This is a genomic window from Amycolatopsis sp. cmx-8-4 (assembly GCF_046548675.1).
Classification (GTDB): Bacteria; Actinomycetota; Actinomycetes; order Mycobacteriales; family Pseudonocardiaceae; genus Amycolatopsis.
The window spans coordinates 1-23,636 of sequence record NZ_JAEBDZ010000030.1; the positions used below are offsets into that span (position 1 = coordinate 1).

At 72.5% G+C, this 23,636-nt stretch carries 23 protein-coding genes and 1 pseudogene; 8 read left to right on the plus strand and 16 right to left on the minus strand.

Annotated elements, in window-relative coordinates:
• Positions 1 to 37: 37 nt before the first annotated feature.
• The 5 genes from ACLJQZ_RS39975 to ACLJQZ_RS39995 all read right to left on the minus strand — a co-directional run bounded on the left by ACLJQZ_RS39975 (position 38) and on the right by ACLJQZ_RS39995 (position 3,270).
• Complete coding sequence (locus tag ACLJQZ_RS39975) at positions 38 to 406, minus strand: nuclear transport factor 2 family protein (protein WP_410625917.1); 369 nt, start codon at positions 404 to 406, stop codon at positions 38 to 40.
• Complete coding sequence (locus ACLJQZ_RS39980; RefSeq protein WP_410625919.1) at positions 403 to 858, minus strand: cupin domain-containing protein; 456 nt, start codon at positions 856 to 858, stop codon at positions 403 to 405. Before ACLJQZ_RS39980 ends, ACLJQZ_RS39975 begins: the two co-directional genes overlap by 4 nt.
• A gap of 9 nt (positions 859 to 867) precedes the next feature.
• Positions 868 to 1,605 (minus strand): hypothetical protein, encoded by a 738-nt coding sequence (locus ACLJQZ_RS39985; RefSeq protein ID WP_410625920.1) that lies wholly within the window; start codon positions 1,603 to 1,605, stop codon positions 868 to 870.
• Positions 1,599 to 2,351, minus strand: coding sequence for a flavin-containing monooxygenase (locus ACLJQZ_RS39990; protein WP_410625922.1), 753 nt, complete (start codon positions 2,349 to 2,351; stop codon positions 1,599 to 1,601). The genes ACLJQZ_RS39985 and ACLJQZ_RS39990 overlap by 7 nt, the downstream gene beginning before the upstream one ends.
• A 100-nt stretch (positions 2,352 to 2,451) precedes the next feature.
• Entirely contained in the window at positions 2,452 to 3,270 is an 819-nt protein-coding gene (locus ACLJQZ_RS39995; protein WP_410625924.1) for an IclR family transcriptional regulator, read from the minus strand.
• Positions 3,271 to 3,311: 41 nt separating this feature from the next.
• Between ACLJQZ_RS39995 and ACLJQZ_RS40000 the strand changes: the two genes are divergently transcribed.
• The 4 genes from ACLJQZ_RS40000 to ACLJQZ_RS40015 are packed head-to-tail and all read left to right on the plus strand — an operon-like array spanning position 3,312 to position 6,477.
• Entirely contained in the window at positions 3,312 to 4,097 is a 786-nt protein-coding gene (locus tag ACLJQZ_RS40000) for an SDR family oxidoreductase (protein ID WP_410625926.1), read from the plus strand.
• 27 nt (positions 4,098 to 4,124) lie between these two features.
• Entirely contained in the window at positions 4,125 to 4,619 is a 495-nt protein-coding gene (locus ACLJQZ_RS40005) for a cupin domain-containing protein (RefSeq protein ID WP_410625928.1), read from the plus strand.
• Positions 4,616 to 5,542, plus strand: coding sequence for an alpha/beta fold hydrolase (locus tag ACLJQZ_RS40010; protein WP_410625930.1), 927 nt, complete (start codon positions 4,616 to 4,618; stop codon positions 5,540 to 5,542). The genes ACLJQZ_RS40005 and ACLJQZ_RS40010 overlap by 4 nt, the downstream gene beginning before the upstream one ends.
• Positions 5,542 to 6,477 (plus strand): 2,3-dihydroxyphenylpropionate 1,2-dioxygenase, encoded by a 936-nt coding sequence (locus ACLJQZ_RS40015; RefSeq protein ID WP_410625932.1) that lies wholly within the window; start codon positions 5,542 to 5,544, stop codon positions 6,475 to 6,477. Before ACLJQZ_RS40010 ends, ACLJQZ_RS40015 begins: the two co-directional genes overlap by 1 nt.
• A gap of 78 nt (positions 6,478 to 6,555) precedes the next feature.
• Here ACLJQZ_RS40015 and ACLJQZ_RS40020 read toward each other — a convergent pair whose 3' ends face one another.
• Both ACLJQZ_RS40020 and ACLJQZ_RS40025 read right to left on the minus strand, forming a co-directional pair.
• Positions 6,556 to 8,793 (minus strand): PQQ-dependent sugar dehydrogenase, encoded by a 2,238-nt coding sequence (locus ACLJQZ_RS40020; protein ID WP_410625934.1) that lies wholly within the window; start codon positions 8,791 to 8,793, stop codon positions 6,556 to 6,558.
• A 198-nt stretch (positions 8,794 to 8,991) separates the two neighbouring features.
• Positions 8,992 to 9,753 (minus strand): S1 family peptidase, encoded by a 762-nt coding sequence (locus ACLJQZ_RS40025; protein WP_410625936.1) that lies wholly within the window; start codon positions 9,751 to 9,753, stop codon positions 8,992 to 8,994.
• Between the two features lie 170 nt (positions 9,754 to 9,923).
• Here ACLJQZ_RS40025 and ACLJQZ_RS40030 point away from each other — a divergent pair, with 170 nt between their 5' ends.
• Positions 9,924 to 10,862 (plus strand): hypothetical protein, encoded by a 939-nt coding sequence (locus ACLJQZ_RS40030; RefSeq protein ID WP_410625938.1) that lies wholly within the window; start codon positions 9,924 to 9,926, stop codon positions 10,860 to 10,862.
• Here ACLJQZ_RS40030 and ACLJQZ_RS40035 read toward each other — a convergent pair.
• Both ACLJQZ_RS40035 and ACLJQZ_RS40040 read right to left on the minus strand, forming a co-directional pair.
• A complete protein-coding gene (locus ACLJQZ_RS40035) occupies positions 10,804 to 12,213 on the minus strand; it encodes a carboxylesterase/lipase family protein (protein WP_410625940.1) in 1,410 nt (469 codons plus the stop codon). The two genes, ACLJQZ_RS40030 and ACLJQZ_RS40035, sit on opposite strands and share 59 nt — an antisense overlap.
• Positions 12,214 to 12,224: 11 nt before the next feature.
• On the minus strand, positions 12,225 to 13,121 hold the full coding sequence (locus ACLJQZ_RS40040) for an MBL fold metallo-hydrolase (RefSeq protein WP_410625942.1): 897 nt from the start codon (positions 13,119 to 13,121) through the stop codon (positions 12,225 to 12,227).
• A gap of 124 nt (positions 13,122 to 13,245) precedes the next feature.
• Between ACLJQZ_RS40040 and ACLJQZ_RS40045 the strand changes: the two are divergent.
• Positions 13,246 to 14,080: pseudogene (locus ACLJQZ_RS40045) on the plus strand (helix-turn-helix transcriptional regulator).
• A gap of 264 nt (positions 14,081 to 14,344) precedes the next feature.
• On the opposite strand, the gene ACLJQZ_RS40050 reads toward ACLJQZ_RS40045, so the two are convergent.
• A complete protein-coding gene (locus ACLJQZ_RS40050) occupies positions 14,345 to 15,001 on the minus strand; it encodes an HAD family hydrolase (RefSeq protein ID WP_410625944.1) in 657 nt (218 codons plus the stop codon).
• Between the two features lie 564 nt (positions 15,002 to 15,565).
• Between ACLJQZ_RS40050 and ACLJQZ_RS40055 the strand changes: the two genes are divergently transcribed.
• Both ACLJQZ_RS40055 and ACLJQZ_RS40060 read left to right on the plus strand, forming a co-directional pair.
• Positions 15,566 to 15,976: an STAS domain-containing protein gene (locus tag ACLJQZ_RS40055; protein ID WP_410625946.1), complete on the plus strand. Its 411-nt coding sequence runs from the start codon at positions 15,566 to 15,568 to the stop codon at positions 15,974 to 15,976.
• 54 nt (positions 15,977 to 16,030) lie between these two features.
• Entirely contained in the window at positions 16,031 to 17,038 is a 1,008-nt protein-coding gene (locus ACLJQZ_RS40060) for a zinc-dependent alcohol dehydrogenase (protein WP_410626104.1), read from the plus strand.
• Here ACLJQZ_RS40060 and ACLJQZ_RS40065 read toward each other — a convergent pair.
• The 6 genes from ACLJQZ_RS40065 to ACLJQZ_RS40090 are packed head-to-tail and all read right to left on the minus strand — an operon-like array spanning position 17,035 to position 23,453.
• Positions 17,035 to 17,508 carry a GNAT family N-acetyltransferase gene (locus tag ACLJQZ_RS40065; protein WP_410625947.1) on the minus strand — a complete coding sequence of 158 codons (474 nt, stop codon included), beginning with the start codon at positions 17,506 to 17,508 and terminating at the stop codon, positions 17,035 to 17,037. The genes ACLJQZ_RS40060 and ACLJQZ_RS40065 overlap by 4 nt on opposite strands.
• Positions 17,509 to 17,512: 4 nt before the next feature.
• On the minus strand, positions 17,513 to 18,379 hold the full coding sequence (gene couO / locus ACLJQZ_RS40070; RefSeq protein WP_410625949.1) for a 4-hydroxyphenyl-beta-ketoacyl-CoA hydrolase: 867 nt from the start codon (positions 18,377 to 18,379) through the stop codon (positions 17,513 to 17,515).
• Positions 18,380 to 18,392: 13 nt separating this feature from the next.
• Positions 18,393 to 19,286 (minus strand): 3-hydroxyacyl-CoA dehydrogenase NAD-binding domain-containing protein, encoded by an 894-nt coding sequence (locus ACLJQZ_RS40075; protein WP_410625951.1) that lies wholly within the window; start codon positions 19,284 to 19,286, stop codon positions 18,393 to 18,395.
• On the minus strand, positions 19,283 to 21,208 hold the full coding sequence (locus tag ACLJQZ_RS40080) for an acetoacetate--CoA ligase (RefSeq protein ID WP_410625952.1): 1,926 nt from the start codon (positions 21,206 to 21,208) through the stop codon (positions 19,283 to 19,285). The genes ACLJQZ_RS40075 and ACLJQZ_RS40080 overlap by 4 nt, the downstream gene beginning before the upstream one ends.
• The gene (locus ACLJQZ_RS40085; RefSeq protein ID WP_410625954.1) at positions 21,205 to 21,972 is read right to left on the minus strand and encodes a crotonase/enoyl-CoA hydratase family protein; all 768 of its coding nucleotides are present in this window, start codon (positions 21,970 to 21,972) and stop codon (positions 21,205 to 21,207) included. Before ACLJQZ_RS40085 ends, ACLJQZ_RS40080 begins: the two co-directional genes overlap by 4 nt.
• The gene (locus ACLJQZ_RS40090; RefSeq protein WP_410625956.1) at positions 21,969 to 23,453 is read right to left on the minus strand and encodes an acyl-CoA synthetase; all 1,485 of its coding nucleotides are present in this window, start codon (positions 23,451 to 23,453) and stop codon (positions 21,969 to 21,971) included. Before ACLJQZ_RS40090 ends, ACLJQZ_RS40085 begins: the two co-directional genes overlap by 4 nt.
• Between the last annotated feature and the right edge of the window lie 183 nt (positions 23,454 to 23,636).

The following is a 23,636-nucleotide window of genomic DNA, read 5'->3' on the forward strand; positions in this document are numbered from 1 at the left end:
CGTGAGTGGTAATGAGGGTTCTAACCCTCATTACCACTCACGACCCCAGGGCCGGGGAGATGTCCATGTAGACGCGGTAGTCGACGATCCGCGGCCCGTCCAGCCAGATGACCGTGACGCACGGGAGCGCCAGCGGCTTGCCCGCCGAGGACTCCGTTTCGATCGTGAAGCGGCAGAACAGCTGGTCGTCTCCGGCGAAAGCCACCTGGTCCACGGTGTGCCGGACCCACGGAAGCGCTTCCGCGGCACCCGCCGTGGCCGCGACGATCGCGTCGCGGCCCGACAGGGTTTCGCCGTTGCCGAAGGTGTACGTCGCGTCTTCGGCGAACCACGAGCCGAACGCCTCGGCGTCGCCCGCGTCGACCGCCGCGCACATCGCGCGCACCATCTGTTCGTAGCCGGTCACTTCTGCAGCGAAAGGCCGTAGCGGGTCATCACCTGCGCGACCAGCTTCATGTCGCGCCCGGGCGGCAGCTCGCTCAGCTCCTTGTAGTAGTTCTCCAGCCCGGGCGGGGAAACGACGGCGACGATGCGGGTCTGTTCGTCGAACGGGTTGCGGAACACGTGCGGCACCCCGCGCGGCATCAGCAGCGAGTCGCCCTGGCCGAGGACGTGCCGCTCGCCGTCCAGTTCGACCTCGACCTGCCCCTGGACGCAGGTGAACAGCTCGTCCTCCCGGCTGTGGATGTGGGTCGGCGGCCCGCCGAGGCCCGGCGGGACGACGTACTCGAACAGCGAGTACGCGCCGTTCGTGTCGGCGCCGGTGAGCCGGGCGTGGATGCCCAGCCCGATCGCGCCGAAGTTCGTGCCGTCGCCCGGGTGGATGACGTGGTGGCCGGTCTTCGGTGCGGTGTCCATCGGGTCCTCCTAGAGAGCCGCGGGTTCGGGAGTGGTCTTCGCGAGCCGCGCCAGCAGCTCGGGTGTCAGCTTCCGGTACGCCGCCGGGGAAACCGGGTTCAGCCAGTGCGTCGCCCGGGTGAACCGGGGGATCTGCAGGCCGAGGTCGCCGAGCACCTCGTCGACGTTGTGGATGGAGAACGGGATGATCTTCGTGCCGCGGCAGTGGTGCGCGCCGGTCGCGACGTCCAGGAACGCGAGCTGCCCGACGACGTCGGCGTGCCGGGTCTCGACGTCCGGCAGCGCGAGCGCCCCGGCGAGGTCGGCCGCGATCCACAGCGCCGCCATCTCGGCGTTGAGCGGGCTGAAGAACGACGAGTTGTAACCGTTGAAGTAGAGCCCCGGCGCCCGCAGCGGCTGGATCTGGCGGTACAGCAGGAAGTTCCCGCGTTCGTCGAACAGCTGCTTCTGTACGGTCTCGTCCAGGAACGGCACACCCTGGGTGAACCCGGTCGCGCAAACGACCAGGTCGGCGGGCAGCACCGTGCCGTCGGCGAGCTCGGCGCCCGGCCGGTCGCCGCCGTGCAGCCGGGTGATCACCTGGTCGCGGCGGACGCGGATGGCGCCGTCGGCCACGCCTTCGAAGAAGCCTTCGGTCGCCAGGCCGATCGCGCCCTTGACGATGTCCTCCATCTTCCCCGGTGGCAGGAGATCGTGCTGCCGCAACCGGAACTGCCGCACCGACACCGAGCCGACGGAGTTCAGCACGACGCGCGCAGCCGGTTTCCCGGGCCGTGCAGGAACTTCTCGAACCCGCGCAGCCACCGGTAGCGGAACAGCGCCTCGCCCATCCGGGTCAGCAGCAGCATCTTGAAGTTGACGAACCCGGCGATCCTGCGCGGCACCTTCCACAGCAGCTGCCGGGCGATGACGTCGGTGGTCCCGGCGACCTCGCTGATCGCGACGGTCACGTCGCAGGCCGACTTCCCGTAGCCGACGACCAGCGCGTGCTTCCCGCGTGCCTCTTCGACGTCGGTGAACTCGCTGCCGGCCAGCACGCGGCCGCCGGCGGCCTCGAACTCCGCGCGCCCCGGGAAGTCCGGGACCGCCGGTTCGCAGAACACGCCGTTGGCCACGACGACCCGGTCGAACGTCTCCGGGACTCCGGAGTCCGTGGTCACGACCCAGCGGGCGCCGTCGGGGACGACGGACTCGACGGTGGTCTCGAGCCGCAGGTGCGGGGTGACCTCGTAGACGTCGGCGTAGGCCGCGAGGTACTGCTGGATCTGGGCACCGCCGGGCCACTCCGGGAAGTCCTTCGGCATCGGGAAGTCCGAGAACGAGTACTGGGCCTTGGGGCTCTGCGTGGTGAGGCCGGGGTAGCGGCGGGTCCGGCTCCACACGCCGCCGACGTCGGGGGTCTTGTCGAAGACCGCGACGTCGTGGCCCGCCTGCAGCAGCACCTTGGCCGTGGTGAGCCCGGCGAGCCCGGCCCCGATGATCGCGACGTGCATGCCTGGTTCTCCTCCTCCGGCGCCGGTGCCGGGCAGCTCCGGCGCGGCGTGGGCCACAGCGTGGAACAACCGGCCACGGAGAGCCAACCGGGAGTCCTGGTCAGTGGGACGGCAGCTCGGGGGAGGGCCGCGGCACCGCCCACCGGCGGGCCGCGTACGCCCGGCTGGCCGCGGCGGCCGCCATCCGGACGGCGGGCCCGATCCGGTCCGGCAGCACGGCGGCGCTGGGCCCGGTGACCGATAGCGCCGCGGTGACGTTGCCGGTGAAGTCGAAGATCGGCGCCGCCACGCAGCTGATGCCGGCGTTGCCCTCTTCCCGGTCGTAGGCCCATCCCTGCTCGTGCACGGTGGCCAGCTCCCGCGCCAGCGCCTCGGGGCTGGTGATCGTGCGGGGGGTGCGCCGGGTGAGCCCGGCGGCCACGACCGCGTCGACGGTCGCCGCGTCCGACCAGGCCAGGATCGCCCGGCCGAGGCCGGAGCAGTGCGCCGGGATCAGGCCACCCACCAGGGAGAGCATCGGCAGCGGCCGGTGGCCGGTGATCTTCTCGACGACCAGCACGTCGACGCCGTCGAGCACGCCGAGCTGCACCGTGGTCCGCGCCGCCGCGTACAGGTCCTGCAGGTACGGCAGCACCGCCTCGCGCAGCTCGTGGCGCACCGGGACCAGGCCGGCCAGCTCGAACAGCCGGGTGCCGATCCGGTACTTGTCCCCGGGCTTGTCGAGCCAGCCCAGCTCGATCATCCGGGCCGCCGTGCGGTGCACGGTCGAGCGCGGCAGCCCCGAGCGCTCGACCAGCCGGGCCAGCGGCAGCTCGCGGTGGGTCGCGTCGAAGGCGTCCAGGATGGCGGCCGCGCGTTCGAGCGCGCCGGCCGTCGACCCGTCGTCAGCCGATCGGGAGTCCCGGGCAGTGGGACTCACCCTTGGCCGCTCTCGCTCATGGACCGAATGTAGGACACATCATGAAGACCAACCAGCACCCCAGCCCCCGGGTCGCGTTCGTCGGCGGCGGCGCCGGCGGGATCGGCGCCGCCGCCGCGGCCGCGTTGCTCGCCACCGGGCACCGGGTCGTGCTCGCCGGGCGGACCGAGAAGACCCTGGCCGAGACGGCGTCGGCGCTCGGCGACGGCGTCGGCTACCGCGTGTGCGACCTGGCCGTGCCCGCCGAGGCGGCCGACGCCGTGACGCGCGTGCGCGAGCAGTACGGCTCGCTCGACGTCGTCGTGGCCAACACCGGCGGCCCGGCGCCCGGCGGCGTCTTCGACGTCCCCGCCGAGCAGTGGCACCACGACCTCGACCTGCTGCTCCTCGGCCCGCTCGCGCTGATGCGGGCCGCGCTGCCCGCGATGGCCGAACGCGGGTTCGGCCGCGTCGTCGTCACGACGTCGACGGCGGTGCGGCAGCCCCAACCGGCGCTCGCCGCGTCGACGGTCCTGCGGTCGGCGACGACATCCGCGGTGAAACTCGCCGCCCGCGAGTACGCCGACCGGGGCGTGACGGTCAACTGCGTCGCCGTCGGCGCGACCCTCACGCCGCGCCGCCTGGAGGTGGTGCGCGGCCGGGCCGACGCCGCGGGCATCGACGTCGCCACCGCGATGGCCCAGGACCTCGCCGACATCCCGGCCGGGCGGGCCGCCGCGCCGGGCGAGGTCGCGGCCGCGGTGGCGTTCCTGGCGTCGGCCGAAGCGGGGTACGTCAACGGCACGGTGCTGACGGTCGACGGCGGCCGCACGGAATGCCCGGCCTGAGTGGTCGTCAGCAAGGGGAGGAGACCCATGTCCACGTCCGGACCCGAGTTCGCGATGAGCGACTTCCTCGCGAGCATCGCCCACGTCGTGCGCCCCGGCGAGCAGCGCCCGCTGGTCGTGCACGACGAGGACCTCGTCGAGATCCCGCCGGGCGCGGTGCCGAACCCGACGTCGCTGCGCGTCGCCGGCACCCTGCCGACCACGACGTTCGAGCTGTTCCGGCAGGTCATCCCGGCCGGCGAGAGCTCGGACATGCAGCGCCACCACCACGAGACCGTGCACTTCGTGATCGCCGGCGACGGCCACAGCGAGATCGAGGACGAGGTCGTCAGCTGGACGACGGGCTCGTTCGTCTACACCCCGCCGTGGACCTGGCACCGGCACCACAACGACTCGGCCGAGCACCCGGTCGAGTTCCTGACCATCGAGAACTCGAGGCTGCTCGGCCTGTTCGGCCTGGGCCGCCGGGAAAGCGCGGGCCTGGCCACCATGGAAGAAGCCCGGAAGGCGGAGGACAAGTGACCACAGTGGACGAAACCCGCGTCGAAGCGTCGGGGCCGCCGATCCCCGAGCACGCCGGGATCTGGGGCGAGCTGGGCGAAATCGAGCACACCTTGCGCTACGTCGACGTCCCGCTGGACGACGGGGTCGTGCGGACGCGGGTGCTGCAGGCGGGGACCGGCCCGGAACTCGTGCTGCTGCACGGGACCGGCGGGCACCTGGAGGCGTACGCGCGGGACCTGGCCGGGCTGTCCCGCGACTTCCGCGTCACGGTCTACGACATGGTCGGCCACGGCTGGTCGGACCTGCCGGACCGGCCGTACACGATCGACGTCCTCGCCGCGCACCTCGTGTCCCTTTTGGACACCCTGGGCATCGACCGGGCGCACCTGTCCGGCGAGTCGCTCGGCGGCTGGGTCGTCGCCTGGGTCGCGGCGCACCACCCGGACCGGGTGAACCGGCTCGTGCTGAACACCCCGGGCAACATCGCCAACAAGCCCGAGGTGATGGCGCGGATGCGCGACAGCACGATGGCGGCGGTGCGCGACCCGAGTGACGCCACCGTGCGTCGTCGCGTCGAGTTCCTGTTCCACCACAAGGAGATGGTCACCGACGAGCTGGTGAACCTGCGCCGCCGGATCTACTCCCGGCCCGGGTTCGTCCGGGCCATCACCAACACGCTCGTGCTGCAGGACCCGGAAGTGCGCAAGGACTTCGCGTGGGACCCGGCGTGGGTGTCGAAGGTGACGGCGCCGACGTTGCTGCTGTGGACGAGCCACGACCCGACGGGCGGGCTGGACGAGGCCGACCTGCTGCTCGGCTGGCTGCCCGACGCGCTGCTGCACGTCATCGACGACGCCGGCCACTGGCCGCAGTGGGAGAAGGTCGGCGAGTTCCTCGACGTCCACCGCACCTGGCTGCTGACCGGGCAGGAGCCGTCCTGATGGCCGAGATCGCGGGCTTCGCCGGGATGTCCCACAGTCCTTTCGCGACACTGCTGCCACCGTCCCGGGTGGACGGTCCGGGCGGCCGCTTCCTCGGCGACGCCGAGCGCGTCCGCCGCGCGGTCGAGGACCTCGCGCCGGACGCGATCGTCGTGATCGGCCCGGACCACTTCCACGGCAACTTCTACGACGTGATGCCGCCGTTCGTGCTGGGCGTCGAGCAGGCGGCGGGTTTCGGGGACTACGGCAGCACGGAGGGCCCGCTGCCGGTGGCGTCGTCGCTGGCGTGGCCACTGCACGCGGGCCTGACTTCTTCGGGGTTCGACATCTCGCTGTCGTACTCGCTGACGGTCGACCACGGCATCGTGCAGAGCTACGAGATGATCACCGGCGGCACGTCGCTGCCGATGGTGCCCCTGGTCGTCAACACGGCCGCACCGCCGCTGCCTTCCTTGCGCCGCTGCGTTTCCCTGGGCCACGCGCTGGGAGCGGCCCTGCGGTCCGCGGACTTCCCGGGCCGGGTCCTGATCGCGGCGAGCGGCGGCCTGTCGCACTGGCTGCCGTCGAACGACCCGCGCGACCCGGCGGTGGCGGGCGAGCGGCGTGACTCGCTGATCCACGGCCGAGCGGACGTCCACGCCTTCGCGGCGGCGCGGGAGCCCCGTGTCCGCGCGATGGGCGGCGACCCGGGCGCACGGGTGAACACCGAGTGGGATTCGTGGTTCTTGTCCCGGCTGTCCTCGGGAGACGCGGACGCGGTGGCGGCGCTGGGCCACGAGGCACTGGAGGACACGGCGGGCACGGGCAGCCACGAGGTCCGCTGCTGGCTGATCGGCCAGGTGGCGGCGGGACTGCCATTGGTGTGGACGAGCTACGAGCCGGTCCCGGAATGGATCACCGGAATGGGCATCGGCACCACGTTCCCGATCACCTGACGGCGGGGGTGCCGGAAGGTCCGTGAAGGCCTCATCGAGGGACCCCACGTCCCTCAAGGAGGCCTTCTCGGACCTTGGTCAGCAGGGTTGGAGCAGCCAGCAGAGGCGGTAGTTCGCCTTGTACGTCGTGGCCGTCGCCGGGGCTACGACGTTCTGGGCCCGCGCGCCGCCGTGGGCCCAGCTCGAGAACGCGTACTTCAGGTTCAACGGCGGGACGTTCTGGGGGCTGTCCGCGCTGATCGAGTTCGTCGACCCCGCGATCACCGTGCGGGAGAACGGCGTCCGCTGTTGGGTGCCGCCCACCGTGAGCAAGACCTGGTTCGGGCTCGACGTGAAGTTCAGCGTCACCGTCTTCGGCTGCAGTTCGACCGTCTGCGTACCCGTGCGGCCCGTTGAGTCGGTCGCCGTCAAGGTCAGCTGCAGGTACGACGGGTACTCGTGGTCCGGCGCCACGAACGAACCCGACGCGACGCCCGTGAAGTCCTGGACGTTGTGCGTGTGGCACGTGCCGTTGGCCGCGCAGTGGCGGACCGCCAGCCGCCACGACAGCGCCGACGCCGGGAGGGTGCCGTCCTGGGCGTCTACCGCTCGGCCGGAGAACGGGATCGGCTGGCCCACTGACCAGGTCAGCGACGAAACCGGCGTGTCGATCACCGGGACCGGGTCGAGGCCCGCGGGATTGCCGACCGTCACCCGGATCGTCGTCGTCGCCGACGCGCCGTGCGAATCCGTCACCCGCAAGCCCGCGTCCACCACCGCCGCGGTCGTGTACGTCCACGTCGGGCGGGGGCCCGTCGAGTCGTCGTACGCGCCGTCCGCGTCGAGGTCCCAGGCGTAGGTGAGAGCGTCACCGGCGTCGGGGTCACTGGAGCCCGTGCCGTCGAACTGCACGGCGAGGGGGGCCGGGCCGGTGGCCGGCGTGGCCGTGGCGACCGCGACCGGCGGGCGGTTGGTGCCGGCCGGGTGGCTGACGCGGTGGAGTTCACCGCTCCCGAGCGCGACGTAGAAGATGTCGCCGCCCGGCCCGCTCAGGACCTGGACCGGTGCGTTGACGCCGGTCACGAACGGCACCAGCTTGGTCGGGCTCGGCTGGCCCGCAACCGTTTGCATCGCCCAGATGCAGCCCCGCGACGAGTCCGCGAAGAACAGCGTGCCCGCGTACTCGGCCGGGTAGTTGCTGCCGGACTCGAACGCGATCCCGCTGATCGACGAGCCGCCGGTCGGGCACGGGTCGCTCGCGACGACCTTCGCGTTGTGGTTGTAGGCGTAGTACGGCGCGGTCTGCCCGCCGGCGGAGTACAGCGACTCGCACCGGTCGAGGTTCGCGCCGTCGTACCCGGCCTGCCTCGCGGTGCCTTCGAAACAGGGCCAGCCGAAGTTCTCCGCGACGGCGTCCCCTGCGTTCGGGACGCGGTTGATCTCCTCCCAGGTGTTCCAGCCGACGTCGCCGGCCCACAGCTCACCAGTGCCCGGGCGGAAGCCGAAGCGGAACTGGTTGCGCGCGCCGTAGGCGATCACGCGGCGGGCGTTGGCGTCAGTGCTGCTCGCGAACGGGTTGCCCGGCGCACCCTCGCCGGTGTCGGGGTCGAGGCGCAGCAGGGTTCCGTTGAGCAGCACCGGTTGCCCTGCGGCGCGGCGCGGGGACTGCGACCGCAGCGCGCCCCCTTCGGCCGACGGCGGTGCGAGGTTCGTCCCGGCCGGGGACGGCGGGTCGGCGCACGGGTTGCCGACCTGGCCGTAGTCGGCGAAGTTGAAGCTCGCGCCGTCCCCGCCGCCCGCGTAGAGGGCGCCGTCCGGGCCGAAGGCCAGCGAGCCGATCGAGTGGCTGGGGAACTGCTGGCACCAGCCGGTGACCAGCGGTTTCTCGCTGACGGCGGTGCCCGCCGGGCCCATCGTCAGCTGTGAGACGCGGCCAGTGACGACGCAGCCCTGGTCGGTCGCGCCCGGCGGCGTCGGACACGTGTCACCCCAGCGCGGCGCCGTGCCGCCGGGGACGGCGTCGAGCGTGTAGGAGACGTAGACGTACGGCCGCGCGGGGAACGCCGGGTCGACGGCGAGCCCGAGCAGGCCGCGGTCCCAGAAGTCCTGGGTCTGCGTCCGCAGGTCCGCGAACACCGTCGGCGTCGTGTCGGCCAGGGAGTCGAAGACCTTGACCAGGCCGCTCTTCTCGGTGACGAACACCCGGCCGTCGGGGGCGAACGCCGCGGCGGTCGGCGAGCTGAGCCCGCCGATCGCCACGGTGTCGGTGAACCCGGTGGGGACCGCCGCCGCGGCGGGAACAGCGGCGGCGAGGGCGACGGTGAGGGGCACGATCACCCCCGCCGCCACCGCACGTCTGGCTCTACGCGGGAACAGTGGGCGTCGAAAACCCATCACACGAACTCCTAACGCCGGGGACCGGGAAGAGCGCGATCGCGTCCCGTATGCCGCGAGAAGTCCGAAAGGTGTTACATCAAGGCGGAAAACGTACCCTGATCGCCCAAACGCCTTGGGGGATATTCACTGACCGGCCGGTCAGACGCCGGTGGTCTGGCGGATCCAGCTGCGGCCCGCGGCGACGCTGCCGTACGTCGTGATGCTGGAGCGGTCGCTGGTCGAGCAGACGCCCACCTGGACGCCGCCGTCGATCATCGGGCCGCCGGAGTCGCCGCCGGCGACCGCGCCGTTCGGGGTCGACGCCGAGATCGCCGGGCCGCCGTAGTTGTCGGACGCCGAGGTGTCGGAGATCCGGACATCGGCGCGCTTGAGGACGCTCGACTGGTGGCTGCCCTCGTCGGTCGCCTGGGTCGAGCCCCAGCCGTAGACGCGCGCGGTGTCGCCTTCCTCGGCGTCCGAGGAGCTGCTGGCCAGCGGGGCGAACGTGGCGCCGCCGTTGGTGTTCAGCTTGATCAGCGCGAGGTCGCCGCCGGACCACACGTAGGTCGACGACGCCTTGGCGTGCACGCCGCCGGACGCGCTGTTCGAGCCGACGTACAGGTCGATGTCGGACAGCCGCTGGCCGTTGTTGTCGTACATGCAGTGCTTGGCGGTCAGCACCCAGCGCGCGCCGATCAGCGTGCTGGTGCAGAAGAACGTGTAGCCGTTGGCGTGGCCGTTGAAGCGGGTGATGTAGCCGGGGTTCTGGGCCGTGCTGCCGCCGATGATCGACGGCGCCGCGCCGGGGGAGAGCGGCGCGGTGCCCGCCGAAGCGGGGGCGGCGGCGAGCGTGGCGAGGGCGGCGCAGGAACCGGCGAGCAGGGCGGCGGCGCGGACGAACCGGCCGTGGGATTCACGCATCGGGGACTCCTCGGGGCTTCGGTGGGGACTCACCGAAAGTAAGCGGCCGGGGTGGTTCGGGTAACCGTCCGAAGATCCGGGCCGATCAACGGAACAGGACGGATCGTTCGTCGGGTGACACGGGCCACTCGGGGTGTTAGACCGAACGGACCTACCCGAGAAGGACCCGCATGTCGTTGTTCGCGGTGCACTCGCCGGGACGCCGGGAGCAGCTGGCCCGCGCGCTCGCCGACGGCCCGTTCTGCCGGGCGCTGTCGCTGGCCGTCGACCTGAGCGGGCTCGGCCTCGCCCGCCTCAAGGACCGGCTGGCCGCGGCGGGCGCGCCGGTCAGCACGACGACGCTCAGCTACTGGCGCACCGGCCGCACCCGGCCCGAGCGCCCCGAGTCCCTGCGCGCGGTCACCGTGCTCGAAGACGTCCTCGGTCTGCCCGCCGGCTCGTTGACCGGCCTGCTCGCCCGCCCGGACGGCGGCCGTTCCCCAGTCGGCCTGGTCCGGTGGGAACGGCTGTGGGGGCCGCGCAACGGCGTCGTCCCGGTGCTGAACTCGTTCGAAGCCGCCGACGACCCGGCGCTGGTGGTGCTGAGCCTGCACGAGTCCCTGCACGTCCGCGCCGACCGCTCGCTGTCCCGGCTGCGGGTGCGCGAGGTCGTGCGGGCGGTGGCGGAACCCGTGCAGGCCCGGGTGGTGACACTGCGCGGGTGCGTCGCGGGGACGCCGCCACGGCTGGTCACCACCCGGTACTGCGGGCCCGGCCGCACGGAAGTGCTGCCGGAGCACGGTTTCCTCGTCAGCGAACTGGTGCTGAGCCGATCGCTGGCCGAGGGCGAGACGGCGATCCTGGAGTACGAGTTCGAGTACACCGACGGCGTCCCCGACACCAGCTACGACCGCCGGTTCCGGCACCCGGTGTCCGAGCACCTCCAGGAGGTCCACTTCGACGCGAAGGCCCTGCCGTCGTCCTGTCACGCGTATCGGCTGGAGTCACCGGACGGCCCCGAGCGCGAGTCGGCCGAGGTCGTCGTGTCGCCGGTCGTGCCCGCGCACGTCTTCAGGACCGGGGTGGCGCCGGGGATCCTGGGGATGCGGTGGAGCTGGCCCGCGCGGTGAAGCGGCAGGTTTCCGATCTTGTCCAGCCGGGGTCGCCGGTGCGGGCGAAGTCCACCCACGCGGTGTGCATCCGCGTCGCCAGTTCGGCGGGCGGTTCCCCGGTGCCCAGCAGGCCGCGCGGGCCGCGCAGGGCCGGGAGGTCCAGGCGATCGAAGACGAACGGCAGCTCCACCGTGTGGGCCGCGCCGAGCTGACCGTCCACAGCGGACGATCGCCACGCGAACTCGTAGGTGTGCGCATTGCCGTTGGCTTCCGCGAGGCGACGGCTGCCGGTGCCGAACAACGCGTCCCCCATGATCGCCGACCGCAGCTCGCCCGGTGTCGCATGTGGACGTTTCGCGCGGTAGGCCGTCACCAGCGCGGCCGGGTCGACCGACACTCGCGCCGCGGTCTCGAACAGATCCTGCTCGGTTGACCTGGCCAGGTTTCCCTGTGGGGCAAGGTAGAGCGCCCCTTCGTCGGCGTTCGTGCCGATGAGCAGGTCGACGGCGGTGGCCAGTGCCTCGGCGGGTTGCCGGTCCAGAACCAGGCTGAACGCGCTCAGCCCGAGCAGCGGGTCGAAGTCCGTCGCGGTTCGCAGGTCCAGGCCGGCCGGCTGAGCCGCGACGAACTGCTCGTCGGGCACCTCGCCGAACGCGGTCACCGTCGGCGAGACGCCCAGCGCGTCGGCCGCTGCCCGCGTGACCCGGGCCGCCTGCTCGGGGGTGAACGCGCCCAGGCCGTTGCCGCTTTGCACGACGGCCCGCCGGAACAAGCCGTCGGCCTCGGGCGTGGCCAGGACACCGGCCGTGATGGTGGCGCCGGCGGACTGGCCGGCCAGGGTGACGTTGCCGGGGTCGCCGCCGAACGCCGCGATGTTCTCGCGCACCCACCGCAGTGCGGCGACGACGTCCAGGAGCCCGCGGTTGCGCGGCGCGCCGGGCAGGTCGAGGAACCCGGGGACACCGAGGCGGTAGTTGACCGTCACCAGCACCACGCCGTCGCGCGCGAACGCCGTCCCGTCGTAGAGCGGCGAACGGGTCGAGCCGGTGACGAACCCGCCGCCGTGCACGAACACGAGCACCGGACGGTCCCGGGCCGACGGCGGCGCCCAGACGCTGAGCGTGAGGTAGTCGTCGCCGCGGACCCAGCCGGTCCCGAAGTACGGCGACATGTCCAGCGCCCCGAAGCCGTCCCGGCGCGGTTGCGGGGCGGTCGGCCCGGGCCGCGTCGCGTCCCGCACGCCCGCCCACGGCTCGTGGGGTGCGGGTGGCGCGAACCGGCCCGCGCCGATCGGCGGTGCGGCGTACGGGACGTCGAGGAAGACCCCGGCGTGGCCGCGGACGGCGCCCGCGGTGGTGGTGACGATCAACGGAGTCCTCCTCAGAGCTTGGCGAACGGGGCCCAGTCCTTGATGGCGAACCGGTCGCCGTCGCGGACGACCTCGGCGCCGCCGTGGCCGCCGAGGTGGGCGGGTAGGACGAGCGCGTTCGTGTCCGCGGCCTGGCCGAGCAGCCGCCGCCGGGTGGCGCGGGCCTGCGCGGGGTCCTCGCAGAAGCAGCTGTTCGTGTCGGGCTCGACCAGCTGCAGCGCGGTGTGCAGCAGGTCGCCGACGAACAGCGCGCGGTCGCCGCCCGAGTCGAGCGTGAGCACCGACGACCCCGGCGTGTGCCCCGGCGCCAGGTCGAGCGTCAGGTTCGCGTCGATGCGGTGGCTGTCCTCCCACAGCAGCGTCTGCCCGGCTTCGTGCACCGGCGCGACGCTGTCCTCGAAGACGTTCTGGTTGCCCCGCCCCAGGTTCGGCTCGTGGCCGTTGGCCGGGTTCCAGAACTCGAAGTCCGGCTTGGGCATCAGGTAGGTGGCGTTGGGGAACGTCGGGACCCAGCTGCGGTCGTCGAGGAAGGTGTTCCAGCCGACGTGGTCGATGTGCAGGTGGGTGTTGACCACCAGGTCGACGTCTTCCGGTCGCACGCCGGCCGCCGCGAGGTTGCCGAGGAAGCCGGTGTTCAGGTGGCTCCACACCGGCGTGTACGGCCGTTCCTTGTGGTTGCCGACGCCGGTGTCGACGAGGATCGTCTTGCCTTCGCTGCGCAGCAGCCAGGTCTGGATGGCCGAGACGCAGACGTGGTTCTCCCGGTCGAGGAAGTCGGGCGCGAGCCAGTCCGCGTCCCAGGCGCCCTCCGGGCTTTCCGGGAAGAAGGTCTCGGGTGTCATCCCGACCGAGCCGTAGTACTCCGTGATCCGGGTGACCGTGACGTCGCCCAGCACAATCTCCTGCATGTCCGCTCCGGGGTCGCTGGTGTTTCCCCCAGCCTGCGGCGGTTTCACGCGGCCAACCAGCCCCGCCGTTGCGTACCCCCGGCAGGGTCAGGCTCGCCACGCGGATCCCGTGTTCACTGGGGATATGGCCGTTCTCGGCGAGTTCCTGCGGGCGCGCCGGTCGCTCCTGCGCCCCGCAGACGTCGGCCTGCCCGCTCTCGGTGAACGGCGGCGCGTCGCCGGGCTGCGGCGGGAGGAGCTGGCGCAGCTGGCCGGCGTCAGCGTCTCGTACTACACACGCCTGGAGCAGGGCCAGTCCGTGAACGCGTCCGACGCGATCCTCGACGCGCTGGCCGGGGCGTTGCGGCTCGACGAGCACGAGCGCGAACACCTGCGTGAGCTGGCCGCGCGACGACCCCGCGCGCAACGGCGGCCGCCGCCGGAACGGCTCGACCCGCTGGCGCGCGATCTGCTGCGCTCACTGGGGGACGTGCCCGCGCTGGTCCTTGGGCGGCGCAGCGATGTCCTGGCGTGGAACCCGCTGGGCCACGCACTGCTGGCGGGCCACGTCGACCCCACCGCGCCCGAGCGCCCGGCGGACCGGCCCAACACGGCCCGGATGCTGTTCCTCGACCCGCACGTCCGCGAGCTGTACGCGGACTGGCCGCGCAAGGCGCGTGCCGTCGTCGGCAACCTGCGGGCCGTCCGGGCGGTACCCCGAAGACGCCCTGCTGGCGTCGCTGGTGGGGGAGCTGTCGATGAAGAGCCCCGAGTTCGTCGCGCTGTGGGGCGACCACCGGGTCAAGCCGTGCGAAGCCGACTCCTACGTCCTGCGCCACCCGCTGGTGGGCGCGCTGACGGTGGCCCAGCAGATCCTGACGCCGGCGCGGTCGCCGGAGCAGACCGTCGTCGTCGTGACGACGGCGGAGGGCTCCGCCTCGGAGAACACGCTCAAGCTGCTCGCCCGGTCAGGGCGCTGAGCCGGCCGGTTTCTTCTTGCGGATGGCCAGATCCGCGGCGGAGGACCTAGCCGACCTGATGACCGACGCCCCACCCGGGGCCAACGGCGCCGGGAAGTCGACGATCCTGTCCGTGGCCTCGACCCAGCGGTTCCCCAGCGCGGGCCGGCGCTGGAGAACCCGACCCGGGCCCAGCCCGAGCTGGCCACGCCCGCAGCGGCCAACACGGTCATCGGAACGGCCACCACAGCGACCGGAACGGCCACCACAGGCCGCGGTCTGGCACTAGGTGAACAGCTCCGCCAGCGGGCTGTGGTCGAGGCCGTCGAGCAGGGCCGCGGGGTCGTCGTAGGTGGCCACCGCGCCGGCTTCGGTCAACTCCGCCGCACTGACGCCGCCGGAGAGCACGGCGACCGTGCGCACGCCCGCCCTGGTGGCGGCGTGGACGTCCCAGACGGAGTCGCCGACGAAGATCGTGTCGCCCGGCTCGGTGCCCGCGCGCTCCAGCGCGGCGTACACCGGCTCCGGGTCGGGCTTGGTGGCCTCGACGTCCGCGCCCGCGACGATGCCCGCGACGACGTCGTCGACGTCGAGGATCTTGCGCATGACGTCCAGCTCGTCCGGCCCGGCCGACGTCGCGAGCAGAACGCGCACCCCGTGCCCGGCGATGACGCGGATCAGCGCGGCGGCCTGGTCGAAGGGCCGGAGCATCTCGGCCGTCTCGAGGTAGAAGCGGCTGTGGAGGTCTTCGAGCCGGCTGCCGAGCTCGTCGGCGTCGGCTTGCCCGAGCAGGTCGGCGAGCAGCTTGCCGGACCCCATCCCGATCGCGCGGTGGACGCGCCAGGAGTCGACGTCCCGGCCCAGCTCGCGGAACGCGCGCTGCCAGGCGTGGACGTGCAGGTAGTTGGAGTCGACGAGCGTGCCGTCGACGTCGAAGAGCACAGCGGTGGCGATGGCGATCCCTCCTTCGGACGCTTTGGTGGTACCCGGCGGGGCGACCGCGAAACGTCGCTTCGGCCGTCATGGCGACGTGCGTCACGCGGGGAACATTTCCGCAGGCCGTGCGTTGTACAGACTGTCGGTACGGTGGTGTCCCCGGGCCTCACCCAATGCCTTCGCGGAGTACCAGTCCGGCTGGAGCCGCGTAGCGCCACTCGCCGCGAGGCGACCCCCGTACCGACGCTTCGTCTCCCGCTTCTGCTCGCAGGTACCCCCAGCCTTCGCCGAGCGGGAGCGGGTCCTTTTCGTCCATTGTGGACCCGCTTCTTCGAGCGTGCGCTGTCGAGCACTCCGTACTTCACCCAGCCGTGGCGATCGGCGTGGGTACCCCTCCGCCATGGGGCAGGCGGTGGAGCGCGGCTCGCCCGTTGGGCGGGGTTGCGCCGGGAGGACGGGAGGCTACGCTGCGAGGGTACGGTTCAGGCAACAGCCGTTACCCCCATTCCGGTCTGCGTCCGAGCGGGACTCCCGCCCGGCACTTCAATCTGTGAACGAAGGCGTCTGCCGATGTTGGTTGTGCAGCACCCCGCGACGGCGATCCCCGTGACCCGCGCGGGCGCCGGTGCGTTCGATATCAAGGTGATCCGCCCCTACTTCGGTGCCGTGATGGTCCGGATCCGGGGCGCCCTCGCCGAAGAGAGCGCCGCCCAGCTCGAGGCCGTCCTGGCCACCTGGGCCCACCGCAAGTTCCCGGTCCTGGTGCTCGACCTCTCGGCGGTCGACCTCCTGGACGCGGCCGGCCTCGACGCGCTGGCCGACATCCAGGCCCGGACGCAGCGGGAGAGCACCACCCTGCGCGTCGTCACGGGCGACAACCGCGTCGTGCGCCGGGCCCTCTCCGACACCGGGCTCGACCACTCGCTCAACGTCAGCCCGCTGCCCGCCGGCTGGGAGCGCGCGACGGAGATCCCCGTCTGACCCGGCTGGCGTGAGACCCGGCTCCCGGGTGAGACTTCCGGGGTGATCACCACCATGCGGGCCTTCGTGCTCACCGGCCCGCGGGAGTTCTCGGTGCGGGACGTCCCGGTGCCCGAAGCCGTCCCCGGCGAGGTGGTCGTCGACGTCGAACGCGCCGGCGTCTGCGGCACCGACGTCGAGTTCTTCACCGGCGAGATGGCCTACCTGCACCAGGGCCACTCGGCGTACCCGATGCGGCTGGGTCACGAGTGGGCCGGCACCGTCTCGGCCGTCGGCGACGGCGTCGACCCGGCGTGGCTCGGGCGCCGCGTCATGGGCGACACCATGCTCGGCGACCGGACGTGCCGCCGCTGCCGCAAGGGGCACCAGCACACCTGCGCGCGCCGCGAGGAGGTCGGCATCCGCGGCGGGCGGCCCGGCGCGCTGGCCGAACGGATCGCCGTCCCCGCGTGGTCGCTGCACGCGCTGCCTGACGCCGTCGACGCTGTCCTCGGCGCCCTGGTCGAGCCGGGTGGCAACGCTTGGCGCGCGGCGCAGGCCGCCGGCGTCGGGCCCGGCGATCGCGCGCTGGTGCTGGGCCCCGGGACGATCGGGCTGCTCGTGGCCCTCTTCCTGCGCGCGGCCGGCGCCGAAGTGCACCTGCTCGGGCGCGACGAGCCCACCCTCGCCTTCGCCCGCACCCTCGGCTTCACCCACGCCTGGACCCGCGACACGCTCCCGGACCGGCCCTTCGACGCGGTCGTCGACGCGTCCAACGCCGTCGAGCTGCCCGCGCTGGCCCTCGACCTGGTCGAACCGGCCGGCCGGATCGTCTACATCGGACTGGCCGGGCAGCCCAGCCGGATCGACACCCGCGAGCTGGTCCTGAAGGACGTCACGGCCGTCGGCATCCTGTCCGCGTCACCGGGCCTGGCCGACACGATCGCCGCGTACGCGAGCGGCGCCGTCGACCCGCGGCCGCTGGTCGCGGCGACCGTCGGGCTCGACGACGTCGGCGCTGTCCTCGCGGGGGAGCACCACGCCGGTCCCGGCCCGAAGGTCCACGTCGACCCGCGGCGCTAGTCGAGCCGCAGGATCGTTTCCTCGATCTCCGCGCCGCGAGCGTTCGCGTACCCGGTGTCGGTCCCGACGACGGTGAAGCCCGCCCTCCGCAGGACCCGCAACGACCCGGCGTTGTCACTGGCGGCCCGCGCGTGCAGGGGCCGGACCGTGACCGCGTCGAGCAGCAGGGCGAGCGCCTGACCGGCGATGCCCTGTCCCCAGACCGCCCGGTCGATCCAGTAGGTGATCTCGGTGTCGCCCTCCATGACGAACGCGGCGATGCTGCCGACGAGGACGCCGTCGCGGGTCACCGCGCGGTGGGTGATCCCGTCGGAGAACCGCACCTTCGCCATGTGCGCGTCGAACGCTTCGCGGTCGTCGGGGTCCTTGTGGGTGAACGCGGCCATCCGGACCGCCTCGGGGTCCCGCTGCTGCTCGAACAACGCGTCGAGATCGGCGTCCTCGACCGGCCGGAGTGCTATCGCTGCCACCGGCTCAGGATAGGCCGAGCAGCCGGATCGCGTTGTCCTTCAGGATCATCGGCCGCACCTCGTCCTTGATGTCCAGCTCGGCGAAGTCCGCCAGCCAGCGGTCCGGCGTGATGACCGGGAAGTCCGAGCCGAACAGGACCTTGCGCTTCAGCAGCGTGTTCGCCGCGCGGACCAGCTGCGGCGGGAAGTACTTCGGCGACCAGCCGGACAGGTCGATGTACACGTTCGCCTTGTGCGTCGCCACCGAGATCGCCTCGTCCTGCCACGGCACCGACGGGTGCGCCAGGATGATCGTCAGGTGCGGGAAGTCGGCGGCGACGTCGTCGAGCAGCATCGGGTTCGAGTAACGCAGCTTGATGCCGTGCCCGCCGGGCAGGCCCGCGCCGATCCCGGTCTGGCCGGTGTGGAACAGCGCCGGGACGCCGAGCTCGCCGATCGCCTCGTAGAGCGGGTAGAACCGCGGGTCGTTCGGCTCGAAGCCCTGCAGGCTGGGGTGGAACTTGAAGCCGCGGACGCCGTGCTCGGTGACGAGCCGGCGCGCGCGGTGCACGGCCGCCTTGCCCGAGTGCGGGTCGACCGAGCCGAACGGGATGAGCACGTCCGGGTGCGCGGCGGCCGCGTCGGCGATCTCCTCGCTGGACAGCGCGGGGTGCCCGGTGGCGGCGGGCGCCTCGACGGTGAACACGACCGCGGCCATCTTGCGGGCGCGGTAGTGCTCGGCGATCGCGGTCACGGTCGGCGTCCGGTCCTGGTCGGCGCGGAAGTACTTCGCGGACGCGTCGAGCAGCTCCTGGTCCAGCGCGAAGCAGCCGTGGCCGTCCTGCTCGACGTGGGTGTGGACGTCGAGGGCGGTCAGTGCGGAAAGGTCCACGAGGTTCTCCAGATCAGGGCAGGTCGGGCTGCGCGGCTTTGGCGGCCAGCAGCTGGTCGAGGACGGCGTCGCGCGCGGCGACGAGGCGGGCTTGGTCGGTTTCGGCCAGCTCGGCGTCGACCCCGGCGACGAGCGTCTCGGCGAGCTCCGGCGTCAGGTGCACCTGGCCGAGGTCGCGCCACCATTCTTCGGTGGGCGGGCCGAGGTGACGCAGGACGTGCGCCAGGCCGCCGGGACCACCGGAGAGGTGCTGGTTGACGAACGGGCCGAGCACCGCCCAGCGCAGCCCGGGCCCGTACGCGATCGCCGTGTCGATGTCGGCGACCGTCGCGACCCCGCGTTCGACCAGCGAATACGCCTCCTGCCACAACGCGGCCTGGAGCCGGTTCGCGACGTGCCCGGGCAGCTCGCGCGTCAGCCGGATCGGGCGTTTGCCGACCGAGGCGTAGAACTCCACGGCCCGGTCGACGACCTCGGGCGCGGTGTCGCGGCCGGGGACGACCTCGACGAGCGGGATCAGGTGCGGCGGGTTGAACGGGTGCCCGACGACGACCCGCTCGGGGTGGCGCGGGCAGCCGCGGGCGATGACGCTGGGCAGCAGCCCGGACGAGCTGCTCGCCAGGATCACGTCCGGCCGGGCGGCCTCGTCGAGGACGCCGAACAGCGCGTGCTTGACGTCCTCGCGCTCCGGACCGTTCTCCTGCACGAAGTCCGCTTCGGCGGCCGCTTCGCCGGCGTCGGCGACGAACCGCAGCCGATCCGTCGACGCGCCCTCGAGCGCACTGCGCAGCCGTTCTTCGGCGCCCGGCGCCGGATCGGTGGCGACGACGTCGTGGCCGTGGGCGAGGAAGAGGCCCGCCCAGCTCGCGCCGATCACGCCGGTACCGACCACCGCGACGGTGCTCATGCGCGCGCCCGGAAGTGGTCGAGAGCGGTGGGATCGGCCAGGACGTCCCGGCCGACGACGTCTTCGGGGCGGGCGCCGAGCAGGAGTTTCTTCACGGGCAGCTCCAGTTTCTTCCCGGTGCGGTTGCGCGGGATCACCGGGACGGCGGTGATCTCGTCGGGCACGTGCCGCGGCGACAGCGCGCTCTTCAACGCGGTCTTGATGCGGCGGCGCAGGTCGTCGTCCAGCGCACCGTCGCGCAGGACGACGTAGAGGCGGAGGTCGCCGTTGCCGCCCGCCGGGTCTTCGAGGTGCACGACGAGCGAGTCGTCGATCTCCGGCAGCTCCTCGACGACCGTGTAGAACTCGGCGGTGCCGAGCCGGACGCCGCCGCGGTTGAGGGTGGCGTCCGAGCGCCCGGCGATGACGCAGCCGCCGCCGGGCGAGAAACGCACCCAGTCGCCGTGCCGCCAGACGCCGGGATAGTCGGCGAAGTACGTTGCGCGGTACCGGGAATCCGGGTCCGTGACCGGGAGATCGCCCCAGAACCCGACCGGCATCGACGGCATCGGCGCGGTGATCACGAGTTCGCCCAGCTCACCGACCACCGGCTCGCCGCGCTCGTCGAACGCCCGCGCGTCGACACCGAGACAGGGACCGGAGATCTCCCCGGCCCACACCGGTTGCAGCGGACTGCCCTGGACGATCCCGCTGCAGACGTCGGTGCCGCCACTGCCGACGTTGAGCAGGACGTCGGGGAACCGGTCGGCGACCCACCGGTAGCCCTCGGCGGGCAGCGGGCTGCCCGCCGCGCCGATCTGGCGCAACGCCGAGAGGTCCAGGTCCGCCGCCGGGTCGAGGTCCGCTTTCCGGCACGCCATCAGGAAACCCGGGCTCGCGCCCAGCAGCGTCGCGCGGGTCTCGGCGGCGAGACGCCACTGCCAGGCCAGGTCCGGGTGCAGCGGGTTGCCGTCGACCAGCACGATCGACGCGCCGGTCAGCAGCCCCGACACGAGCGCGTTCCACATCATCCAGGCGGTGGTGGAGAACCACAGCAGCCGGTCGCCGGGGCGCAGGTCCCAGCTGAGGCCGTGGTTCTTGAGGTGCTCCAGCAGCAGCCCGCCGTGGCCGTGCACGATCGGCTTCGGTTTCCCGGTGGTGCCGGAGGAGAACAGCACGCACAGCGGGTGCGCGAACCCGACCGGCTCGAAGCCCGGCTCACCCGGGTGGTCCAGCAACTCGGTCCAGCCGGTGGCGTCGTCGCCGTACGCGACCCGGACGACGTGCTCGAGGGTCGGCAGCCCGGCCGCGATCTCCGCAGTTTCACTGCCGCGATCGACGTCCTTGGTGCCGTACCGGTACCCCGAGACGGTCAGCAGCACCTTCGGCTCGACCTGCCCGAACCGGTCGAGCACCGCGCGGGCCCCGAACTCCGGCGCGCAAGACGCCCACACCGCGCCGAGACTGGCGACGGCCAGGTACGCGACGACGGCTTCCGGGATGTTCGGCAGGTAAGCGACGACGCGGTCGCCGCGTCCGACGCCCAGCCGCTTGAGGCCGGCGCGGGCCCGGGCCACCTGGTCACGCAGCTGCGCCCAGGTCAGCTCCACACGCGGCCGTGTCTGCGAATACGCGATGACGGCGACCTCGTCGTCGGGCCGGTGGCTGAGTGCGTGCTCGGCGTAGTTGAGCGTCGCGCCCGGAAACCACTCGGTGCCCGGCATCCGCGGATCGGGGACGACCGCCGTTTCGCCGGTGTGGAAGCGAACCCCGAAGTAGTCGCGGATCGAGGACCAGAAGCCGTCGAGATCGGTCACCGACCAGCGGTGCAGGCTCGCGTAGTCCTCGAAGCCGAGGCCGCGGTGGGTGGCCAGCCAGCCGAGGTAGCGGCCGATCTCCGTGGTGCCGCGGACGTCGGCGGCGACCGGGCGCAGCGGCGTCACCGGGCGACCTTCGCGGCGCGCTTGTCGAGGAATGCCCGCATCCGGTCCTGGGCTTCGGTGCTGCCGCTGGCGACGGCCGCCATCAGCGCCTCCAGCAGGTACCCCTCCGCCGGGTTGGCCTCGGCGATGCGCGGCAGCGCCTGCAGCACCGCGAACGTCGTGATCGGCGACGTCGTGGCGATCTTGCGGGCCAGGCCGAGCGCGTGCTCCAGGCCTTCGCCCGGCTCGACGCGGTAGTGCGACAGACCGGCCGCGTGGCCCTCATCGGCGTCGAGGACGCGGCCGGTGAGCATCAGGTCGGTCATCCGGTGGGCGCCGATCAGCCGCGGCACCCGCACCGAACCGCCGCCGCCGACGAACAGGCCGCGCTGGCCCTCCGGCAGCGCGTAGAACGCCGTCGACTCGGCGACGCGGATGTGCGTGGCCGCCGCGAGTTCGAGGCCGCCGCCGATGACCGCGCCCTTGAGCACCGCGACGACCGGGACGCGGCCGCGCTCGATGCGTTCGAACGCGCGGTGCCACATCATCGAGTGCTGCAGGCCCTCGAACGCGTCCCGCTCGGTCAGCTCCGACAGGTCGAGCCCGGCGGAGAAGTGGTCGCCTTCGGCGTCGAGCACGACGGCTTTCACCTCGGCCGGCGGGTTGCCGAAGAAGGTTTCAAGGGCCAGGACGGTGGCGTCGTCGAGCGCGTTGCGCTTTTTCGGCCGCGACAGCCGCAGCACCGCGACGTCGTCGTGCAGTTCGAGGTGCAGCGTGCTGGTCATGCGGCTCCGTAGGTTTGGGCGGCTTGCTTGCGCAGCTCGACGCGGCGGATCTTGCCGGTGGCGTTGCGTGGCAACGCTTCGACGAACCGGACGTACTTCGGCACCTTGTACCGGGCCAGGTGCTGTTCTAGGTGCGCGCGGAACGCGGCTTCGTCCGGCTCCGCGCCGTCGCGGGCGACGACGTAGGCGGCGCCGACCTCGCCCCAGCGCTCGTCGCCGACCCCGACCACGGCACAGGCGTCGACGGTGTCGAGCTGGACGGCGATCGCCTCGATCTCGGCGGGGTAGACGTTCTCGCCGCCGGAGATGATGAGGTCCTTGACCCGGTCGACGATGTGGGCCCAGCCGTCGTCCTCGACGCGGACGACGTCGCCGGTGCGGAACCAGTGCTCGCCGGCGAAGCTCGCGGCCGTCTCCTCGGGCCGGTTCCAGTAGCCGTCGAAGACGTGCGGGCCGCGGACGAGCAGCTCGGCGGGCTCGGCGCCCAGCGGTTTGACGCCGTCGGCGGCGACGTCGGTGAAGAAGTGCGGCACGCCTGCGGCGACGGGGTGGTCGAGCGTGCCGTCGTGGGTGGCCATGAAGACGCCGGGGGAGGCCTCGGTCATGCCGTAGCCCTGCAGCAGCCGGACGCCGCGGTCGAGCCACGCCCGCGCGACGCGTTCGGCCACCGGCGAGCCGCCGTAGAGCACGCAGGTCAGCGAGCTGAGGTCGGTGCCTGCCCACGTTTCGTGGCGGCACATCATCTCCAGCATCGTGGGGACGGCGGAGAAGCTCGTGATCCCGGCTTCGGCGATGCGGGCGAGGATCGTCCCGGCGTCGAACCTGGCGACCGGCTCGACGCTGCCGCCCTTGAACAGCGTCGGCAGCGTGATCTGGCCCAGCCCCACGCAGTGGAACAGCGGCGCGATGCAGAGGGCCTTGTCGGTGCCGAGGACGTCCAGGTGGGCGAGCTGGTTGACGGTGTTCCAGGTCAGGTTGCCGTGGGTGAGGACCGCCGCCTTCGGCCGGCCGGTGGTGCCGGAGGTGTAGAGCAGCAGGCACGGGTCGTCGAGGCCGACCTCGGGCTCGGGTGGCGTTCCTGTTCCGACTTCGCCGGCTTTCACGAGCTGGATTTCGTGGGGTCCGGCCGCCGCGACGAGGGCGTCGGCGTCCGGGCTGTGCACGAGGATCGAGGCGCCGCTGTCGCCGAGCATGTAGCGGATCTCGGCGGGGGAGAGCCGGTAGTTGAGCGGCACGAAGATCGCGCCGCAGCGGGCGGTGGCGAAGAGCGTCTCGAACACGGCGATGTCGTTGACGCCGAGGTAGGCGACCCGGTCGCCGGGTCGCAGGCCGCGCCGGGTCAGGTCGCCGGCCAGCCGGTCGACGCGGTCGGCGAGCTGCGCGTAGGTGAGGGTGCGCCCGGCCTGCGTCAGCGCGACGCGGCCCGGGTCGATCCGGGCCCGCCGCGCGGGCCAGCTGCCCAGGCCGAAGTCCGCGCTCATCGCCACGCCTCCTGATATCAGGGAACCTGATAAGACTCAGGATGCGCGCGAGCGGCGGCGGGTGTCAAGAGTTGCCCGTGTTGGCCCTTCCGGTCGTCGTGTTGGCCGTTCCGGGCGCTGTGTTGGCCGTTCGTGGGCAGTTCGGGCGCTCGCGAACGACCACTATGGTGCCGGGAGTGGCCA

Coding starts and splice junctions, on each gene's coding strand:
- ACLJQZ_RS40025 (WP_410625936.1), bottom strand. CDS start 9,753: ATGCGTGAATCCCACGGCCGGTTCGTCCGCGCCGCCGCCCTGCTCGCC.
- ACLJQZ_RS40060 (WP_410626104.1), top strand. CDS start 16,031: ATGCGGGCCTTCGTGCTCACCGGCCCGCGGGAGTTCTCGGTGCGGGAC.
- ACLJQZ_RS40055 (WP_410625946.1), top strand. CDS start 15,566: ATGTTGGTTGTGCAGCACCCCGCGACGGCGATCCCCGTGACCCGCGCG.
- ACLJQZ_RS39990 (WP_410625922.1), bottom strand. CDS start 2,351: ATGCACGTCGCGATCATCGGGGCCGGGCTCGCCGGGCTCACCACGGCC.
- ACLJQZ_RS40000 (WP_410625926.1), top strand. CDS start 3,312: ATGAAGACCAACCAGCACCCCAGCCCCCGGGTCGCGTTCGTCGGCGGC.
- ACLJQZ_RS40005 (WP_410625928.1), top strand. CDS start 4,125: ATGTCCACGTCCGGACCCGAGTTCGCGATGAGCGACTTCCTCGCGAGC.
- ACLJQZ_RS40090 (WP_410625956.1), bottom strand. CDS start 23,453: ATGAGCGCGGACTTCGGCCTGGGCAGCTGGCCCGCGCGGCGGGCCCGG.
- ACLJQZ_RS40075 (WP_410625951.1), bottom strand. CDS start 19,286: ATGAGCACCGTCGCGGTGGTCGGTACCGGCGTGATCGGCGCGAGCTGG.
- ACLJQZ_RS39980 (WP_410625919.1), bottom strand. CDS start 858: ATGGACACCGCACCGAAGACCGGCCACCACGTCATCCACCCGGGCGAC.
- ACLJQZ_RS40015 (WP_410625932.1), top strand. CDS start 5,542: ATGGCCGAGATCGCGGGCTTCGCCGGGATGTCCCACAGTCCTTTCGCG.
- ACLJQZ_RS40085 (WP_410625954.1), bottom strand. CDS start 21,972: ATGACCAGCACGCTGCACCTCGAACTGCACGACGACGTCGCGGTGCTG.
- ACLJQZ_RS40040 (WP_410625942.1), bottom strand. CDS start 13,121: ATGCAGGAGATTGTGCTGGGCGACGTCACGGTCACCCGGATCACGGAG.
- ACLJQZ_RS40030 (WP_410625938.1), top strand. CDS start 9,924: ATGTCGTTGTTCGCGGTGCACTCGCCGGGACGCCGGGAGCAGCTGGCC.